The sequence below is a fragment of the Streptomyces sp. NPDC023157 genome, from assembly GCF_055560575.1.
Map to the genome: position 1 here is coordinate 113108 of NZ_JBVHIL010000005.1, position 17836 is coordinate 130943.

At 71.9% G+C, this 17836-nt stretch carries 19 protein-coding genes and 1 tRNA gene; 8 read left to right on the forward strand and 12 right to left on the reverse strand.

What is annotated here, in order from left to right; genetic code table 11:
- Positions 1-4 precede the first annotated feature (4 nt).
- The 8 genes from ACZ3ZE_RS19140 to ACZ3ZE_RS19175 all read right to left on the reverse strand — a co-directional run bounded on the left by ACZ3ZE_RS19140 (position 5) and on the right by ACZ3ZE_RS19175 (position 8740).
- Positions 5-1090 carry a thioesterase domain-containing protein gene (locus ACZ3ZE_RS19140; RefSeq protein ID WP_361176747.1) on the reverse strand — a complete coding sequence of 362 codons (1086 nt, stop codon included), beginning with the start codon at positions 1088-1090 and terminating at the stop codon, positions 5-7.
- Positions 1091-1148: 58 nt separating this feature from the next.
- Positions 1149-1931, reverse strand: a complete 783-nt coding sequence (locus ACZ3ZE_RS19145) for an SDR family oxidoreductase (RefSeq protein ID WP_361176749.1) — start codon at positions 1929-1931, stop codon at positions 1149-1151.
- The gene (locus ACZ3ZE_RS19150) at positions 1928-3106 is read right to left on the reverse strand and encodes an alpha/beta fold hydrolase (protein WP_361620798.1); all 1179 of its coding nucleotides are present in this window, start codon (positions 3104-3106) and stop codon (positions 1928-1930) included. The genes ACZ3ZE_RS19145 and ACZ3ZE_RS19150 overlap by 4 nt, the downstream gene beginning before the upstream one ends.
- A 1-nt stretch (position 3107) precedes the next feature.
- A complete protein-coding gene (locus ACZ3ZE_RS19155; RefSeq protein WP_361176753.1) occupies positions 3108-4040 on the reverse strand; it encodes a chlorinating enzyme in 933 nt (310 codons plus the stop codon).
- Between the two features lie 11 nt (positions 4041-4051).
- On the reverse strand, positions 4052-5866 hold the full coding sequence (locus ACZ3ZE_RS19160) for an amino acid adenylation domain-containing protein (protein ID WP_361620799.1): 1815 nt from the start codon (positions 5864-5866) through the stop codon (positions 4052-4054).
- A 259-nt stretch (positions 5867-6125) separates the two neighbouring features.
- Positions 6126-6446, reverse strand: a complete 321-nt coding sequence (locus ACZ3ZE_RS19165; RefSeq protein WP_361176757.1) for a hypothetical protein — start codon at positions 6444-6446, stop codon at positions 6126-6128.
- A 205-nt stretch (positions 6447-6651) separates the two neighbouring features.
- Positions 6652-7707: a helix-turn-helix transcriptional regulator gene (locus tag ACZ3ZE_RS19170; RefSeq protein WP_361176759.1), complete on the reverse strand. Its 1056-nt coding sequence runs from the start codon at positions 7705-7707 to the stop codon at positions 6652-6654.
- 406 nt (positions 7708-8113) lie between these two features.
- On the reverse strand, positions 8114-8740 hold the full coding sequence (locus tag ACZ3ZE_RS19175) for a pyridoxamine 5'-phosphate oxidase family protein (protein ID WP_361176862.1): 627 nt from the start codon (positions 8738-8740) through the stop codon (positions 8114-8116).
- Between the two features lie 179 nt (positions 8741-8919).
- Between ACZ3ZE_RS19175 and ACZ3ZE_RS19180 the strand changes: the two genes are divergently transcribed.
- From ACZ3ZE_RS19180 to ACZ3ZE_RS19205, 6 genes are all read left to right on the forward strand, one after another.
- Positions 8920-9324 (forward strand): SHOCT domain-containing protein, encoded by a 405-nt coding sequence (locus ACZ3ZE_RS19180; RefSeq protein ID WP_361176761.1) that lies wholly within the window; start codon positions 8920-8922, stop codon positions 9322-9324.
- Positions 9325-9345: 21 nt separating this feature from the next.
- On the forward strand, positions 9346-9765 hold the full coding sequence (locus ACZ3ZE_RS19185) for a DUF6325 family protein (RefSeq protein WP_361176763.1): 420 nt from the start codon (positions 9346-9348) through the stop codon (positions 9763-9765).
- Positions 9766-10003: 238 nt separating this feature from the next.
- Positions 10004-10117 (forward strand): SHOCT domain-containing protein, encoded by a 114-nt coding sequence (locus tag ACZ3ZE_RS19190; protein ID WP_361176765.1) that lies wholly within the window; start codon positions 10004-10006, stop codon positions 10115-10117.
- A 29-nt stretch (positions 10118-10146) separates the two neighbouring features.
- Complete coding sequence (locus ACZ3ZE_RS19195) at positions 10147-10560, forward strand: DUF7144 family membrane protein (RefSeq protein ID WP_361176767.1); 414 nt, start codon at positions 10147-10149, stop codon at positions 10558-10560.
- Between the two features lie 190 nt (positions 10561-10750).
- A complete protein-coding gene (locus tag ACZ3ZE_RS19200; protein WP_442303668.1) occupies positions 10751-11677 on the forward strand; it encodes a hypothetical protein in 927 nt (308 codons plus the stop codon).
- A 256-nt stretch (positions 11678-11933) separates the two neighbouring features.
- On the forward strand, positions 11934-12131 hold the full coding sequence (locus tag ACZ3ZE_RS19205) for a hypothetical protein (protein ID WP_467260215.1): 198 nt from the start codon (positions 11934-11936) through the stop codon (positions 12129-12131).
- Between the two features lie 47 nt (positions 12132-12178).
- Here ACZ3ZE_RS19205 and ACZ3ZE_RS19210 read toward each other — a convergent pair.
- From ACZ3ZE_RS19210 to ACZ3ZE_RS19225, 4 genes are all read right to left on the reverse strand, one after another.
- A tRNA-Thr gene (locus ACZ3ZE_RS19210) sits at positions 12179-12252 on the reverse strand.
- A gap of 95 nt (positions 12253-12347) precedes the next feature.
- Positions 12348-13895: an alpha/beta hydrolase gene (locus tag ACZ3ZE_RS19215; protein WP_467259891.1), complete on the reverse strand. Its 1548-nt coding sequence runs from the start codon at positions 13893-13895 to the stop codon at positions 12348-12350.
- 79 nt (positions 13896-13974) lie between these two features.
- Positions 13975-15177 carry a DNA polymerase III subunit delta' gene (locus tag ACZ3ZE_RS19220; protein WP_361176773.1) on the reverse strand — a complete coding sequence of 401 codons (1203 nt, stop codon included), beginning with the start codon at positions 15175-15177 and terminating at the stop codon, positions 13975-13977.
- A 94-nt stretch (positions 15178-15271) separates the two neighbouring features.
- A complete protein-coding gene (locus ACZ3ZE_RS19225) occupies positions 15272-15451 on the reverse strand; it encodes a hypothetical protein (protein ID WP_361176775.1) in 180 nt (59 codons plus the stop codon).
- 295 nt (positions 15452-15746) lie between these two features.
- Here ACZ3ZE_RS19225 and ACZ3ZE_RS19230 point away from each other — a divergent pair, with 295 nt between their 5' ends.
- Positions 15747-16985: a sensor histidine kinase gene (locus ACZ3ZE_RS19230; RefSeq protein WP_467259894.1), complete on the forward strand. Its 1239-nt coding sequence runs from the start codon at positions 15747-15749 to the stop codon at positions 16983-16985.
- Positions 16973-17614 (forward strand): response regulator transcription factor, encoded by a 642-nt coding sequence (locus ACZ3ZE_RS19235; RefSeq protein ID WP_361176779.1) that lies wholly within the window; start codon positions 16973-16975, stop codon positions 17612-17614. Before ACZ3ZE_RS19230 ends, ACZ3ZE_RS19235 begins: the two co-directional genes overlap by 13 nt.
- Positions 17615-17836: the final 222 nt, after the last annotated feature.

Sequence of the window (17836 nt, forward strand, 5' to 3'; positions counted from 1 at the left end):
GTCCTCAGCCCTCGCCCACGAAGTCGTCGATGCGCGCGGCGATCTGGACCGCGTCGGTCATGCAGAGCTTCACGCCGTACGAGTCGGAGTCCATGACCTCGGCGGTCAGCTCCCCGGTGATCGCCGCACGCCACTGCCCGAAGGTCTCGTTGTCCTTGGCGAGCAGCATCAGCGCGTCCACGTCGAACGGCTCCGGACGGTAGGTCTCCAGGGCCCGGGCGGTGGTGCGGAAGGCCCGGTAGACGCGCTCGGCGAAGAGGGTCGCGCCGCCGCCCCGCGCCGCGGCCTCGGCGCCGAACAGCACCGCCGCCACCTCCGCGTACACCTTCTCGTGCTCGGCGTCGGCCGGGTCGAGCGAGGCGTGCTCGGTGTGCGGGGCGATGAGCCGCAGCATGTCGTAGCGGTAGTCGACCAGCCGGACCTGCTCCGTGCCGGGCTCCTCCGCGCCGGTGCGGGAGCCGTCCAGGTAGCCGTCGACGATCACCAGTTTCCGCAGGCCCAGGCCGCGTTCCTCTGCGATCCGGGCGATCTCGTAGCCGATCACCCCGCCCGCGCAGGCGCCCACGAGGTGGAAGTCGTCCTCGCCGAACTCGTCCTCGATCAGGTCCGCGTACTGCTGGGCCAGCTCCCGCATGTCGTCGGAGACGGACACGTCGCTGATGTGCGGGGACTGGATGCCGTAGCAGGCGCGGTCGGAGCCGAGCAGCCGCACCAGGTGCCCGTAGCCGTCGACCAGGCCGGTGCCCGGGTGGATGAAGACCAGCGGGGTGTGCGCGCCCTGGTTGCTCATCCGGATCATGGAGCGCTCGGTGGGCGCGGCCTGGAGTATCGCCTTGTTGGCGCACAGCTTGCCGATGGTGCGGTACCGCAGCAGGTCGCCCATGTTGAGGGACCAGCCGAGCCGCTGGTTGATCTGCTCGATGGTGACGAGCGCCAGGAGGGAGTCGCCCCCGGTCGCGAAGAAGTCGTCGTCGAGCCCGACGGTCTCCCGGTCCAGCGTGGTCTTCCAGATCTCGACGAGGGTCTGCTCCACCAGGCTCCGACCCGGCGTGACCTCGGACTCCTCGATGGTTGTCTGCCGAGCACTCACAGCGGAACTCTCACTTTCGTCGCTAAGGACAGCTATGGGGGGGACCGGACCGGCGGGGCTACGCCCAGCCGCCCGTGAAGGGGATGACGTCGCCGGTCAGGAAGTCGGCGGAACCACTGGCCAGGAAGACCACCAGGTCGCCGATCTCGCGGGCGGTACCGAGCCGGCCGGCCGGCAGCAGGCCGCGGAGCTTCTCCCGGCCCTCGTCCGTCGCCCACGCCTCCGGCGGGTAATAGGTCTCGGACTCCAGGAAGTTGGGGGCGACCGCGTGCACGACCACCCCGTGCGGCGCGAGTTCGCGAGCCGCGGCCTGCGCGTACACGGAGGCCGCGGCGCGCAGCGAGCTGTAGACGGAGAAACCGTGCTCGGGCCGGAGCGGGGCGGCCGAGGTCAGCACCACGATGTGGCCGCTCCCCCGCCGCTTCATGTGCGCGGCGGCCTTGCCGAGGACCGCCGCCGGGGTGACGAGCAGCGCCTCGGCGGCCCGCCGCAGCTCGGCCGCGTCGGGCTGGTCGACGGGCTGGAAGCGGGCCGGGTAGACGTCGTTGCTGACCAGCACGTCGAGCCGCCCGTACCGCTTCACGGCCTGCCCGACCGCCCCGGCCGGGGTCCTCGCGTCACTCGCGACGGCGCCGTCCCGGGCGTCCTCGAAGGCGGCCCTGGCCGCCTCGTCGAGGAAGTCGTCGTCCTGGCAGAACACCGTGTACCCGGCCTTGCGCAGCGCCTCGACCGCGCCGGGCCCGGCGTAGCGCGTCGCCTGCGTGACCAGGGCGACGCGCTCCGCCGGGGCGGCCGTGCGGGAGCCGGGGGGACCGGCGGCCGAAGGGGTGTCCGCGCTCACGCGCCACCGCCGATGAACTCCCGCAGCATCGTGTAGACCTCGGGGTCCGGGATCAGGATGTCGTGGTGGGTCCCCGACTCCCGCTCCTCGACCCGGGCCTCGCCCGGCACCACGTCGCCGAAGTGGCGGGCGGTGTCGGGGTGGGTCATCCGGTCCGTGCTGCTCGTGGCGATGAGCACCCGCTGGGTGATCGCCCGGGCCGCCTCGTTCGCGTCGTACGCCATGAGCGCGTAGTTCTGCTTCGCGTACCGGTGGAACAGCTCCACGTCCCCGTACGGGTAGAGGATGAACGGCGCGAGCCGCGGCTCCACGCCGAACAGCATGTTGGGGTCGAGGAAGAGGCTCAGCGTGTTCCGGGCCCGCTCGACGCCGGCCGCGGCCGTGGCCAGCACGCTCTGGAACTGCTTCTGGAACGGGGTGCGCATGACGCCCGCGCCGAAGTTCAGGTCGGGGTGGAGCACCGTGAGGGTCTCCACCCGGTCGCCGAACTCGGCCGCCGCGGCGACACCGACCGGCGCCCCGCCGCAGATCCCGACGAGGTGGGCGCGGGTGATCCCGTACTCCGTGAGCAGCGCGCCCATCAGGGCGGTCTCCTCGGCGAAGTCGCCCACCGGGGTGTCCAGGTCACGCCAGTCGCCGAACAGGTACGGGTTCTCGTACGTGACGACGAGCCGGCCGTCGGGGCCCGAGGACAGCTCCTCCAGCCAGGGCCGGAACAGCGTGGCCGGCACACCGGAGGGCAGGATCAGGACGATCGCCTCCTCGCCGGCCGGGCCCGCGGAGAAGGCCTCGAAGGCGGGCACGCCCGCCGCCTCGATCCGGCGCCGGCCCGGGAGGGCGGCGAGCCCCGACGGGCCCGCCGCGAGATCCTCCGGGTGCCCCGAGCTCTCGGCGACGGGACGCCAGCTGCCCAGCTCCAGGTCGACATAGGTGCTGAGGGCGACCTCCAGGGCGGACGGCTGCTGGGGTGCGGTGGCCTCGAACCACGGGACGACCAGGCCGTACGCGTCGCCGACGGCGGCCAGGACCTCGTTGCAGCGGGCCGCCTCGGCCGCGGAGTACTCCTCCGCGGCCCGCTCGCCGGCCGGGAAGACCCGCAGGGTCTTCGACGACGCGGCGAGCAGCGGCTGGCACAGTTCGAGGACCTCGACCACGCTCAGGGTCTTGGTGGTCATGTCAGAACTTCTTCCCCCGGGTGGTCTCCGTGACCATGCGGTTGTCGGCGTTGTTGTTCTCGCCGCTGACCAGGACGGAGCCGTAGCGCTCCAGGCTGATCCGGCCGCCGTACTCCTCGATGTGCTCGCTGTCCGGGTAGACCGTGACGGTGGACGGCACGTAGCGGGAGGCGAAGCCCATCCGCATCTCGTTGGTCTTGCCCTCGTGCGGGTGCGAGGCGTGCATCAGCGTCGACCAGAAGATGATGAACTGGCCCGGCCGCATGACCTGCGAGACGGCCTGGTCCTCGTCCGGCGTCCAGTTCGGGTCCTTCTGCAGCTGGCGGTAGTCGTAGCCGAAGAAGCCGCGGCGGACGCCGTCCTTGTCGACCGAGTTGATCGAGTTGGGGTCGTAGTGCATCCGCTTGGTCTCGTCGTAGTTCATCGACTCGTGCGTGCCGGGGATGAACTGCAGGCAGCCGTTCTCGACGGCGGCCTCGGTGAACGCCGACCAGACGGTGATGGTGCCGCCGAAGTCGGAGTTGTCCGGCCACAGGATCTGCGGGGTGCCCGAGGCGTTGGCGAAGGTGTCCGCCTGGTGCCAGTCGGTGCCCTCGTCACCCGGGTGCTTCGGGAAGAACTCGGTGCGCCAGCAGATGACGTCCGGGCCCAGGATGGAGTTCACCCGGTCGACGATCTCGGCGCGCCCGATGTGGGAGGCGAGGAAGTCGTTGTCGAGGTGACGGTCGTAGTTGGAGATGTTGGTGGCGCCGGCCAGCGCGTCGTCCGGGTACACGGCGTCGCTGCGGTCCAGCAGCTGCAGGCGCGTCTTGCGCCACTGCGCCTTCATCTCCTCCGGCGTGTAGAGCGTGAACGGGCCGATGAAGCCCTGCCGGTGGAACTGCTCGATCTCCTCGGGGGAGAGAGCGAAGGTCTTCTTGGCTTCGGTGGTCATGTCCTGGTCTCCTAGCGCGAGGTGAGGGAGAGCTGCTGCTGGACGGCGGCGGCGAGGGCGGCGATGTTCGCGCCCTCGGCGAGCGTCCCGACGTTGAGGCTCAGCCGGTAGCGGTCGTTGACGACGCTGAGCATGTGGATCAGGGAGAACGAGGTGCCGCCGAGGTCGAAGAACTCGTCGGTGTCCGCGATCGCGCCCGGGTCCCCGGTGCCGAGGACCTCGGCCCAGATGCCGCGCAGGGCGTCCTCGACGGAACCGCCGGCCGCGCTCTGCTCGCGGGCGCTGTCGGCGGCCTCGGCGAGCCGCAGCTCCAGCCGCTTGCGCAGGACGCTCTCGTCCAGCTTGCCGTTGACGGTGACCGGGAGTTCGTCGATGGCGAGGTACGTGGAGGGCGCCATGTACGCGGGCAGCGCGGCCGCCACGGCCTCCTTCAGCTCCGCGGCGAGGGCCTCGGCGTCCGTGCCGGCCTCGACGACCGGGTACGCCACCAGACGCGGGTCGCCGGAACCGAAGTCGGCGACGAGGACGACCGCGTCGCGGACGGCGGCGTGCTGCTGGAGCACGGCCTCGATCTCGCCCGGCTCCACGCGGTAACCGCGGATCTTCACCTGGCGGTCGGCACGGCCCGCGTAGGCGAACTGGCCCGGGGCGATCTGCACACCGCGGTCGCCGGAGTCGTACCAGCGCGCGGTGGAGCCGTCGGCCAGGGTCCGCTCGACGAAGCGCTCGGCGGTCAGCTCGGGGTGGCCGAGGTAGCCGCGGGCGACGCCCTCGCCGGCCACGTGCAGCCCGCCCTCGGCGCCGATCGGCAGCTCCGCGCCCGACTCGTCGAGGACGGCGAGCCGCAGGTCCCCGATGGGACGGCCGATGAGGCTGTCGCCCTCGCCGGCCAGGTCGCGCTCGGAGATGACCTTCCAGGTGACGTGCACCGTGGTCTCGGTGATCCCGTACATGTTGACCAGCGCGGGCGTCTCGATGCCGTGCCGCTCCACCCACGGCTTCAGCGAGCGGTAGTCCAGCTTCTCGCCGCCGAAGACGACGTACCGCAGGTCCAGCGGCTGCCCCTCGTCGACGTTGATCAGGTTGCGGAAGGCCGACGGCGTCTGGTTGAGCACCGTGACGCGCTCGCGGCGCAGCAGCGTGAGGAAGGCCTGCGGGTCGCGGGCTGTGTCGCGGTCCACGATCACCAGGCGGCCACCGAAGAACAGCGCGCCCCAGATCTCCCACACGGAGAAGTCGAAGGCGGTGGAGTGGAAGTTGGTCCACACGTCGGTCTCGTCGAACGCGAAGACCGGGGCGGTGGCGGTGAACAGCCGGACCGCGTTGCGGTGTTCGATCTCGACACCCTTGGGCTCGCCCGTCGAACCCGAGGTGAAGATGACGTACGCGAGGCTCTCGGCGTCCGCACCCCGGTGCCCGGCCGGCGCCTCGGCGGCGGCCTCCGGCAGCGCGTCCACCCGGACGACCTGACGGCCCTCGACGAGGGAGGCGGTCGCGGCGTGGGCGACGACCAGACCGGAGTCGCAGTGGCCGAGAACGAACTCACGCCGCTCGGCCGGGTAGGCGGGGTCGACCGGCACGTATCCGGCCCCGGCCTTCAGGATGCCGAGCAGACCGACGACGAGCTCGGCCCCCCGCTCGACGCAGAGCCCGACCCGCTGGTCCCGCCCCGCGCCCGCGGCCCGCAGCGCCCCGGCGAGCCGCTCGGCCCGCTCGTCCAGCTCGCGGTAGGTGAGCTGGGTACGGCCATCGGTGACGGCGACGGATTCCGGGAAACGGGAGGCGGTCCGCTCGAAATTCTCGTGGAGGGTGACACCGGGTTTCATTGGACGGAATACCTTTCCCAGAAATGAACGAGGACAGGAGGACAGCGGAATACGCAGGCGGAATGCACAAATGAATGCGCGGGTGGAATTCGGCGGGGCTCGCTGGCCTTCTCGAATGTGTCAGGAGCCGGAGGGCCCTACAAGGGATGCGCGCTGGCACCAAGGTGCAGTGGCTGCAAGTGGCCAGGAGGTGCGGGGGCGACGGGGGGCGGCGGGAGGCCCGACGGCGGGCGCCGCCGGTGCCAGGGGCGCCGGGGGCTCAGAGCGGCAGCGGAAGCCCGGCGTCCTCGACGACGGACACGACGCCATGGCAGAGCCCGATGTCCCGCCCCTCACGGGGAACCCGCAGCTCGACCCGTACCCGTTCACCGGGTGGCGGCCGCAGGAGCAGGTGCTGTACGGCGGCGAGGACCCCGGTGCCGGCCTCGGGGGCGGAGCCGGCGGTGACGTAGAGGACCGTCCGGTAGACGTGCTCCACGTGGCATCTGGAGACCTGGGGGACCACCCGGGCGAGATCGTCGAGATCGATCCGCGCCTGCCCGAATTCACCGGGCGGGAGGTCGAGATGGATGGCGTACATGGCAGAGAGAATCCCAGTCGCATACCGGACTTCGGCACGTTCTCCGGGGCAGCTTGATGCCATGGCAGCAAAGGGCCCACCGATATCCGGTGAGCCCTTTGTAATGTTCGGACCGTATACGACGAAACGGCGAACGACGCAGACGAACGATGCAGGGCGAACGATGCGGGACGAACGCCGAACGCCGAACGTATACGGCGAGGGGTCAGAGCCAGCCGGCCCGTTCGGCCAGCACGCCGGTCTCGAACCGGCTCCGGGCGCCGAGACGTTGGGAGATGGTGGACATCATGCGGCGGGCGGTACGGAGCGAGAGGCCCAGCTTGCGGGCGGCGACCTCGTCGGTGTGCCCCTTCTGCAGCAGCCGGAGCAACTCGATCTCCTGCTGGGTGGGTTCGTCGGTGACGGGCTGCTGTTTGCCGTGCAGCGGGACGGCGCTCTCCCAGACCATCTCGAAGAGGGCGAGGAGGGCGGTGACGACCCCGGGGGCGCGGAGGATGACCGCCCCGGCCCGGGTGTCCTCGGGGCTGACCGGGAGGAGCGCCACGTTCCGGTCGGCGATCAGCATGCGCAGCGGCAGCGAGGGCGTGGTCCTGATCTCGCCGCCCAGTTCGGAGAGCCAGCGGGCGTACTCGGTGGTGGCCCGGTCGTTGCGGACGCTGTCGAGGTAGATGGTGCGCAGTTTCACGCCGGAGGCCAGGGTCTGCTCGTCGAGCGGACGGCTGGCCTCCAGCGCCTCGGGGCTCTGGGCGCCGCCGGGCATGAAGGCCAGGATCTCGGTGTCGGCGTGCCGGGCGAGTTCGGACAGCCGGGCGCGCACCTCGTTGACGCCCTCCAGCTGCTCCAGACCGACATTGCCGTGCCGGGCGCGCTGTGAGGCGTAGATCGCGGTGAGCTCGGCGGTGGCGGCCCGTACGGCGGCCAACTCCAGCTGCTGTGAATGGATTTCGGTTTCCCGCCGGTGAATGTAGGAGGCGAGTCCGACCTCCGGACTTATCGGAGCGACGTCCGTGGCGTCCTTGGCGGGATAGAGCATGGACAGTTCCGCGAGTTTGTCCAGGCAGCCGCGGACGGTGGATTCGGCCGCCCCCAGCTCCGTGGCGATCTCGGTGATCCCCCACCGCGGTTGGGTGATCACGAGCCGGTAGACGTCGACACAGGTCTCGTCCTGCCCGATCAGCGACGCCAGCGACGAGAGCCCGGCACCTTGGCGCGTCCCTCCGCAAGGGTCGGCGAAGCCCCCCATTTTCTCACCTTCAGTCATCGGGTCGATCTTTCGAACCATTTGATCGCCCCGAATCAGTCGGCCCCGGAGTGGTCATTTCCGGCGGGAAGTTCAGGGCACCCTTTCGGGTGAGTGACATTACAGGACGGGGCCAGTACTGGATACTGCGTCAAAACGATGTTTAGAAACCGGACCCATGGGAACCGCCCGGCGAATGATGAAAAATAAATGAACGTCAGCCAGGGCGGGAGCGGCCCAGGTGATCGCGGGTAGCCTCATGGTTTCGGACAGCCCGGGAAGGCCCTTCCCGGCCGAGGGCTGGTGGGGGGCCTGCAAGCCCTCCCCGGCCCCCGCCCGGGAACGGACTCCAGGCCTCCCCGGCCCCCCGCCCGGGAACGACCTGACAGCGATACGGCAAGAACCGGCCACCGGCCCGGGAGGAGGGCTACGCCTCCCCGAGGACCCGCCCCGCCCTCCCGGCGACATGCGCGGGTGGCTCGATCCCGACGGGCAGTACGGGATCGGGGACGGGCGCGCCGAAGGTGGTGACGACCGGCAGGACGCCCGCCCACAAGCCCAGCTCGGCGTCGGGCGAGTCCCCGTCGTCCGGAGGCCCGGCGGCGACCTTGACGGAGGCCTCGGTGAGGTCGAGCGCGACGAGGGAGGTCGCGGCGAGTTCCTTGCGGCTGGGCCGCCGGGCGTACTCCCACTGTCCCGGCGTCGACTGCTCGGTGAGGGCGCGCAGCCCGCGCAGCTTCTCGTCGGGGTCGGTGACGACGCGCGGGACGCCGTAGATCATCGCGCAGCGGTAGTTCACGCCGTGCTCGAACACGGACCGGGCGAGCACCAGCCCGTCCACGTGGGTCACGGTGACGCAGACGACCCCGTCGGGCGCCCGCACGAGGCTGCGGCTCGCGACCGAGCCGTGCACGTAGATCGTGTCGCCCTCGACGCCGTACACGGTCGGCACGACCATCGGCGCGCCGTCCACGACCACCCCGAGGTGGCAGAGGAACCCGGCGCCGAGCACCGCGTCCAGGTCCTCCCGCCGATGGCTGCCCTTCTCCCGCATGCGCCGCAGCCGCGTCCGCTCGGTGACCTCCACGCCGTTCCCCTTCCCCCTGGCCGGCCTCCCGGCCGGCTCCTTCGCGATCTTCCCGCCGTGCGATCAAACCCCGGCGGGGCGAGAATGAATAGTGCGGACATCACACGTCCCGGCGGCTTCCCCTGCCGTCGACAAGGAGGCCGACCATGGACTATCCCCTCCTGAACATGTTCTGGACGATCATGTGGGTCTTCCTCTGGGTCCTCTGGTTCATGCTGCTCTTCCGCATCATCGGCGACATCTTCCGCGACGACGGCATGGGCGGCTGGGGCAAGGCGGGCTGGACGGCCTTCGTCGTCCTCCTCCCGTTCCTGGGCTGCTTCGTGTACCTCATCGCCCGCGGCAAGGACATGGGCATGCGCGAGATGCAGCGGGCCCGCAGCAACGAGCGGGAGTTCCAGGAGTACATCCGCGCCGCCGCCACCGCGAACGAACAGCCGCCCGGCGCCGGCCACGCCGACCAGCTGGCGAAGCTGGCCGAGCTGAAGGACCGCGGAGCCATCACGCCCGAGGAGTACGCGCGGGCCAAGGAGAAGGTCCTGTCCGGCTGAGAAGAAGGAGACGCCGACCCCATGGACGTAGGAGCGGTCGAATACGTCGTCATCGCGTTCCCGGGCAACCGCTTCCGCGGCGAGATCGCCCCGGAGCTGAGGAACCTGGTGGCGAGCGGCACGGTACGGATCCTCGACCTGACCTTCATCAAGAAGGAAGCCGACGGATCGGTCTCGTACATCGAACTGGACGCGCTGGACCCGACGGAGGCGTCGGTCTTCGACGACATCGACGGCGAGATCGGCGGCCTGTTCAGCGACCAGGACCTGGCCCTGATCGCCGAGGAACTCGCACCGGACTCGTCGGCCGCGGTCCTGCTGTGGGAGGACACCTGGGCGGCCGGGATCACCAGCGCGATCCGCAGGGCGGGCGGTGAACTCCTCGCCCACGAACGCATCCCCGCCGAGGCGGTGGAGCGCGCGTACGAGGACGCCGCCTGACGCGGTCTGACGCCAACTGACGCTGTCTGAAGAGGAGAGGGTGAGAACCATGCTGGGTCGTGGTCTCCGGCGCGAAGGGCGCCCCGGACTGATCGGAGTGGCGGCACGATCGGCCGTCGCGGCCGGCACGGCGACCGCGGTCTCGAACCGCGTGGCCCGCCGCCAGGCCGAACGAGCGGCACCCGCCCAAGCCCCGGAACCGATGCGGGCCCCTGAACCACCGGCCCCGGAACCGGCAATGCTCACGGACGAAGCCCTCAGCAGCCTGGAACGCCTGGGAAAGCTCCACGACCAGGGCGTGCTGTCGGACGAGGAATTCGCCCTCGGAAAGGACCGGATTCTCAGGCGCTGACGCGCCCCGCGACGAAGAAGGAGCAGGCCATGACCGAGCAACCGAGGGCGTCGAGGACGGGCGCCGAGAAATGGGCGTCGGGGGGCACCCTCTTCGGAGGTGTCGTGCTCAGCGTCGTGGGTGTCCTGGACATCTTCCAGGGAATCGCGGCGATCGCGAAGGACGACGTCTACACCCGCGTAGGCGACTACGTCTTCAAATTCGACCTGACCGCCTGGGGCTGGATCCACCTGATCCTCGGCATTCTCGGCGTCCTGGTAGGCCTCGGCCTCCTGAAGGGCATGAGCTGGGCCCGCGCCGCCGGCATCTTCATCGCCGCCCTCACCATCATCACCAACTTCATGTGGCTCCCCTACACCCCCTGGTGGGCCCTCATCCTGATCGGCGTCTCCATCTTCGTCATCTGGTCCCTGTGCAAGGACTGGGGCCACGAACACGGCTGACCCCCACAGCGATTACCCGGACGCCTCGGTGACACCACCGGGGCGTCCGTCGCGTGCATCCCGATGCGATTTCCCTCTCCTCGGAACAGGGTCGAACGGAAGGGTTCCACTTTCCCGGACATGCCCTGCCCGGCCCCCGACCGGCGGTAGCCTGACGCCCGGTCAGCTCGACTGGCGGAGGGAATGCCACGTGGCCGTAGCCATGTACCAGGCCGTCGTGCTCAAGCGAAGAAACGCACAGCGCCACGAGAAGCTGAGCGCCCGTCGCAAGAAGCTCGACCGGCACATCGTCCAGGAGAACGCGGCACAGGAGCAGCAGCGGCAGGCCACGTACGACCGTGCCCTCGTCCCCTTCCGGGACGCGTTCGAGCGGCTCAAGCAGGTGGATCTCGCCGAACTGGCCCCGGTGACACCCGCCGGGCACGCCACCGCCGACGTCGAACTGCGAGAGATACAGCGGCTCGCGATGTCCGCGGTCGGGTCACTCCTCGGCGGCGGGGTCGCCGGAGCGGGCATCGGCACGGCCACGTACCTGGCGGTCGGCGCCTTCGCCACCGCGTCCACGGGCACGGCCATCTCCGGCCTCTCCGGCGCCGCGGCGAGCAGCGCCACCCTGGCCTGGCTGGGCGGCGGTTCGCTCGCGGCGGGCGGCGGCGGAATGGCCGCCGGGACGATGGTCCTGGCCGCGGCCGTCGCCGTCCCCGCGCTGGTCGTGGGCGGCGTCCTCCTCGAATGGCGGGGCCGCTCGGCCCGCGGCGACCAGGAGAAGGTCGCCGAGGAACTGGAAGCGGCGGATTCCGAACTGGCCGCGGCCCGCCGGACCCTGTCGGAGGTGTTCCAGCGCAGCCGGGAGATCCGCCTCGTGCTCAAGGACCTCTGCGTGGCCATGGAGGACCGGCTTCCCGCCTTCGCGGCACTGGTCGCCGCCCGTGCCGACTACGGCACGTACGACGAGCGGCAGCGCGCCCAGGTCAAGGAGATCTTCGATCTCGCCTGCACGACCGTCACGGTGATGGCGGCCCCGCCGGCCGGGGAGGACGGCCGGGTCAGCGAGGTGTCCGGCCGCGTCGTCGCGGACGCCCGCGCCCACCTGGCCGAACTGGCCGCCGCCGCATGAGCCGTACGCTGCTGCCCGGCGCCGCCGACCAGGCCGCCTGGACGGTCGCGGACACCGCCACCCGCCGACTGGCCGAGGCCACCGTCGAGACCTGCGGAGGAATCGACCCAGGTCGCCGGTCGGCGTCCGGTCTCGCTCGGCATGTGCACCCCCTGCGCCTACCCCGAACCGTCGCAGGCCGCCTGACCAGCCCCTACACAAGCTCCAGCAGGCTGGTGTCGGCTTCGGCCCGCTGCTCGTCGGCGCGCTGACCGCGATCGCCGCGAACCTCGCCAACCTCGCGTTCCTCGCCGTCGCCCTCGCCCTCGCCCTCGCCATGCGGCGGATGGGAGACGCCTTCCTCCCGCAGCTCCAGGCGTCGGCCATCGAGGCCCCGCAGGGCCAAACTGAGACCGGGACTGAGACCGGTGACACTCGATCGGCCCGCGCGAAGCTACGCCGTCGCGTCCGCTGAAAGCAAAAGCCCCAGGTCACGGCGAGTGAGTCCTGGGGCTTTCACGGAGCCGCCTTCGGGATTCGAACCCGAGACCTACGCATTACGAGTGCGTTGCTCTGGCCAACTGAGCTAAGGCGGCATGCTGTGCGGTCCCATGGTGGGTGCAGCAGCGTCGCCAAGTCTACACAGTTTCCGGGGGTGCTCCGACCAGGGGCGGAGTGCGGGGGTGGGGGGCTATGAGCAGCGCTTTCCGTCGGTGGGGGCGGTGCCTTCCAGGAGGTACGTGTTGATCGCCGTGTCGATGCAGTCGCTGCCTCGGCCGTACGCGGTGTGGCCGTCGCCCTCGTAGGTGAGGAGGGTGCCCGAGGAGAGCTGGGCGGCCAGGGAGCGGGCCCACTTGTAGGGGGTGGCCGGGTCGCGGGTGGTGCCGACGACGACGATCGGGGGTGCGCCCTCGGCGGTGATGCGGTGGGGGCGGCCGGTGGCGGGGGTGGGCCAGTAGGTGCAGTTCAGGGCGGCCCAGGCGAGGCCGCGGCCGAAGACCGGCGAGGCCTGCTCGAAGGACGGCACCGCCTTCTCCGCGGCCTCGGGGCCCGTGTAGGCGGGCGGGAGGTCGAGGCAGTTCACGGCGGCGTTCGCGGACATCAGGTTCGCGTACGAGCCGTCCGCCTCCCGCTCGTAGTAGCTGTCGGCCAGCGCCAGCAGCGACGAGCCCTCCCCGCCCATCGCCCGGGTCAGCGCCTCCCGCAGCTGCGGCCACGCCGCCTCGTCGTACATCGCGGCGATGACGCCCGTCGTCGCCAGCGACTCGCCGAGCGGCCGGCTCTCCCCCGTCGGCACCGGCTTCGCGTCCACGTCGTGGAAGAAGCGCCGCAGTGCCGCCGTGGCCGCCGGGACGGACTCCGTGCCGAGCGGGCAGTCCCGCTGCCGGACGCAGTCCGCGGCGAAGGCCTTGAACGCGGTCTCGAAGCCGCCGGTCTGGTCGCGGTTCAGGTCCACCGCCGACAGCGACGGGTCCATCGCCCCGTCGAGGACGAGCCGCCCCGTCTTGTCGGGGAACAGCTCCGCGTACGTCGCCCCCAGGAACGTCCCGTACGACGCCCCCACGTACGTCAGCTTCCGGTCGCCGAGCACCTCCCGTACGACGTCCATGTCCCGGGCCGCCGCCACGGTGGAGACGTACGGCAGCACCCGGCCCGAGCGCTTCTCGCACGCCGCCGCGAACTCCTTGAACGCCGCTTCGAGCGCGCGTGTCTCCGCGGCGTCGTCGGGGGTCTGGTCGACCTGCGTGTACGCGTCCATCCGCGGGCCCGTCAGGCATTCCACCGGCTCGCTGCGGGCCACGCCCCTCGGGTCGACGCCCACGATGTCGTAGCGGGCCCGGACCGGGGCCGGGTAGCCGATGCCCGCGTACCCCTGGAGGTAGCCGACGGCCGAGCCGCCCGGGCCGCCCGGGTTGACCAGCAGCGAACCCAGCCGCTTGCCGGGGCCCGTCGCCCGCACCCGCGACACCGCCAGCTTCACGTCGCCCGCCTCGGGCTTCGCGTAGTCGAGCGGGACGAGCACGGTGCCGCACTGGAAGTCCGCCACCCCGCAGTCACGCCAGGACACCTTCTGCCCGTAGTACTTCTGCAGCGCCGTCGCACCCGCCGCCCCCGACGCCGTCCCGCCGCCGGACGAGGACGGCGCGGCGGCGTCACTGCCGCCCGTGCAGCCGGAGAGGATCAGGCCGGCGGCCGCGAGGGCCGTGGCGGAGATGCGGAACAGGCGCCTGGAGTCCATTCCCGGAGCGTATCGGGACGGGTACGGACCGTGTCCAATCACCCACCCCGTGGGTCGCCTCAGGCGCGTGGAACGGATCTCAGTCCCGCAGCTCCATCGTCATCGCCTCCACCGCCAGCAGCGGCGCCACGTTCCGGTCGAGGGCCTCACGGCACGCCAGCACCGCCTCGATCCGGCGCAGCGTCCGCTCCGGTGTCGTGTCGCGGGCGATCGTCTCCAGCGCGTCCCGCACGTCCTCGTTGGCCAGGGGGCTCGCCGCGCGCAGCTGCATCGCCAGCACATCGCGGTAGAAGCCGGTCAGGTCGGTGAGCGCGAGGTCCAGGCTGTCGCGCTGCGTCCTGGTCCGCCGCCGCTTCTGCCGGTCCTCCAGCTCCTTCATCGCCCCGGCCGTGCCCCGCGGCATCCGGCCGCCCTGTACCGCGCCGAGCGCCGCCTTCAGGTCCTCGGTCTCCTTGACGTCGACCTCCTCCGCGACCTGCTTCGCGTCCTCGGCCGCCGCGTCGACCAGCTCCTGCGCCGCGCGCAGACCGCCGCCCACGTCACCCACCCGCATCGGCAGCTTCAGCACCACCGCGCGGCGGGCGCGCGCCCGCTCGTCCGTGGCGAGGCGCCGGGCCCGGTCGATGTGCCCCTGCGTGGCCCGCGCCGCCGCCTGCGCCACCTCCGGCTCGATGCCGTCCCGGCGGATCAGCAGGTCCGCGACCGCCTGCACCGACGGAGTGCTCAGCGTCAGGTGCCGGCAGCGGGACCGGATCGTGGGCAGCACATCCTCCAGCGAGGGCGCGCACAGCAGCCAGACCGTCCGCGGCGCGGGCTCCTCCACCGCCTTCAGGAGCACGTTGGCCGCGCCTTCGGTCAGCCGGTCGGCGTCCTCCAGGACGATGACCTGCCAGCGCCGGCCGGCCGGCGACAGCTGGGCGCGCCGCACCAGTTCACGCGTCTCCTTCACGCCGATCGAGAGCAGATCCGTACGGACCACCTCGACATCGGCGTGGGTGCCGATCAGGGCCGTGTGGCACCCGTCGCAGAAGCCGCACCCCGGCGCGCCGCCCAGCGCCCGGTCCGGGCTCACGCACTGCAGGGCCGCCGCGAACGCCCGCGCCGCGGTGTCCCGGCCCGACCCCGGAGGGCCCGTGAACAGCCAGGCGTGCGTCATCTTCGAGGCCTCGGGAGCGGGCTCGCCGGCGGCCTGGGCGGTCACGAGCGCGTCGGCGTCCCGCGCGGCGGCCGCGAGCTGCTCCTCCACGCGCGCCTGTCCCACCAGGTCGTCCCATACGGCCATGTCTACAGCCCCTCCTCGGCCCCCTCACGTACGTCTCCCATTGTGGGGCACGGCACCGACAACCCGGCCTGACCTCCGAACGGGCGGGACCCACTCACGCCCGCCCCTCCACCCGAGCCCGGGTCAGCCACAGGCCCACACCCGCGCCGATGGCCACCACGCCCGTACCGACGCTCGCGACGATCTCGGTGGCCCCGGTGTAGCCGGAGAGGCTGGTGACGAAGACGTTGGCGACGACACCGACAGCGAGCAGGAGCCAGAGCAGGGGCCTCATGAGGAACCTCCAGGAGGAAGAGCGAAGGGGGGAGGGGACGGGGGCGGGGCGGGAGCGGGGGTGGAGGGAGGAAGGAGCGGGTCGCTCCCCCTGCTTCTCCGGTACCTCTCCGGTACCTGTCCGGTACCTCGTCCGGTACCTGTCCGTACCTCTCCGGTACGTCTTCGATCCTCCCCGTCCCGCCCCGCCCGCACAGCCGTGCCCGCTTCCCGGCCGAGGGTGTAGCCCGCTCCACCGTCCCGCTCCGCCGTCCCGCTCCACCGTCCCGCTCCGGCGCGTCGCCTAGCCTGGACCCATGCGTGAGTCGATCAAGGATGCGGCGAGGGCGACGCTCCACCTCCTCCTGGGAGCGGCCGTCTCCCTCCTCTGCTATCTGATGATCGGCGTCGTCCTCTTCACCGGCATCCTCGCGGTCACCGTCATCGGCGCCGGCGTGCTGCCGGAGAGCGTCCTGCTGCTGCGCCGCCTCGCCGGCTGGGAGCGCCGCCGTACGGCCGTACGTTCCGGGGCGCCGGTCCCGGAGGCGTATCTGCCGCTCGAAGGCTCCCTCCCCGAGCGGGTACGCACGGCCCTCGCCGACCCGTCCACCGTCGGGGACCTGCGATGGATGGTGGCGCAGCTCCTGTACGGCATGGTCCTCATGTACGGGGCGCTGGTGCTGTGGGCCCCGGCCCTGCTCGTCGACGGCGTCTGGGCCGGTCTCGCGGGCCGCCGCCCGGTCCTGCTGCCGCTGATCGGCCGGCTCGCCGACCTGGAGGCCGACTGGTCGCGGACCCTGCTGACCCCCGCCCCCTCCACCGCGCGGGACGCCGCGCTGGCCGCCCGTATCGAACAGCTGACCGCGACCCGGGCGGGTGCGGTCGCCGCGCACGGCGCGGAACTGCGCCGCATCGAACGCGACCTGCACGACGGCGCCCAGGCCCGGCTCGTGGCGCTCTCCATGCGCATCGGGCTCGCCCGCCGTGCGTACGACTCCGACCCGGCGACCGCCCGCGAACTGCTCGACGACGCCCAGGACCAGGCCGAGGAGGCCCTGGCCGAACTGCGGCACGTGGTGCGGGGCATCCACCCGCCGATCCTGACCGACCGCGGCCTGACCGGCGCCGTCCGGGCCCTCGCGGCGAGCAGCGGCCTGGAGGTGACGGTGAGTGTGTCGGTGACCGCCGGCACCGAGACGCCGCCGGGCGCCACGCCCGGGACCCCCTCCGAAGCCGCACCCGGCACCCCGCCCGACACCCCCCGCGCTCCCGCCGCCGTCGAAGCCGCCGCCTACTTCGCCGTCGCCGAGGCCCTCACCAACGCCGCCAAGCACAGCGGCGCCACCCACGCCTCCGTCCAACTCGCCCGCACCCCCACGGGTCTGCGCGCCGCCGTACGGGACGAGGGCCGGGGCGGTGCCGAGGGGCGCGAGGGCGCGGGGTCCGGGCTGCTCGGGCTGCGGCGCCGGGTCGCCGCGCTCGACGGGACCGTACGTCTGACCAGCCCCGTCGGGGGCCCGACCGTGATCGAAGTGGAGCTTCCGTGCGTGTGGTGATCGCCGAGGACAACGCCCTCCTCAGAGAAGGGCTCGTCCTCCTGCTGACCTCGGCGGGACACGAGGTGGCGGGGGTGGCGGCGACCGGCCCCGAGATCCTTCCGCTGCTCCTGGAGCAGCGGCCCGACGTGGCCGTCCTCGACGTCCGGCTGCCGCCCGGCTTCCGCGACGAGGGCCTGCGCGCGGCGCTCGCGGCCCGCACCGAACTCCCGTTCCTGCCGGTCCTCGTGCTGTCCCAGTACGTGGAGGAGACCTACGCCGCCGAGCTGCTCGGCGGCGGCGCGCGGGGCGTCGGCTACCTGCTGAAGGACCGGGTGGGCCGGGTCGACGAGTTCCTGGACGCGCTGGAACGGGTCGCCGCGGGCGGCACGGCGCTCGACCCCGAGGTCGTCACCGAACTGATGGCCCGACGCCGCGACGACCCCCTGGACTCGCTGACCCCGCGCGAACGCGAGTGCCTCGCGCTGATGGCCCAGGGCCACGACAACGCGACGATCGCCCGCTCGATGGTGGTGACCGAACGGGCCGTCCACAAACACGTCGGCAACGTCTTCGCGAAACTGGCCCTGCCCCCGAGCGACAGCGGCCACCGCCGGGTCCTCGCCGTCCTGGCGTACCTCAACGCGTAGGCCGTGGACGGAAAGTCGCGCCGTCTGCCGGCGGGGCGGGGCGGTCTGCCGACAGGGCGGGGCTCGCGTCGCCGGGCGCGAGGCACCGAGGTCCGTGCGAGCGCGAGGCGCCGGGGTGCCCTCGCAGCACAGCTACGTGGGCACCCCGGCAACGCGGCGATCGTGCGTGCCAGGCGCCGCGAACCAGGCGGGACTTTCCGGACCCGGCCTGGGGACGGCCGC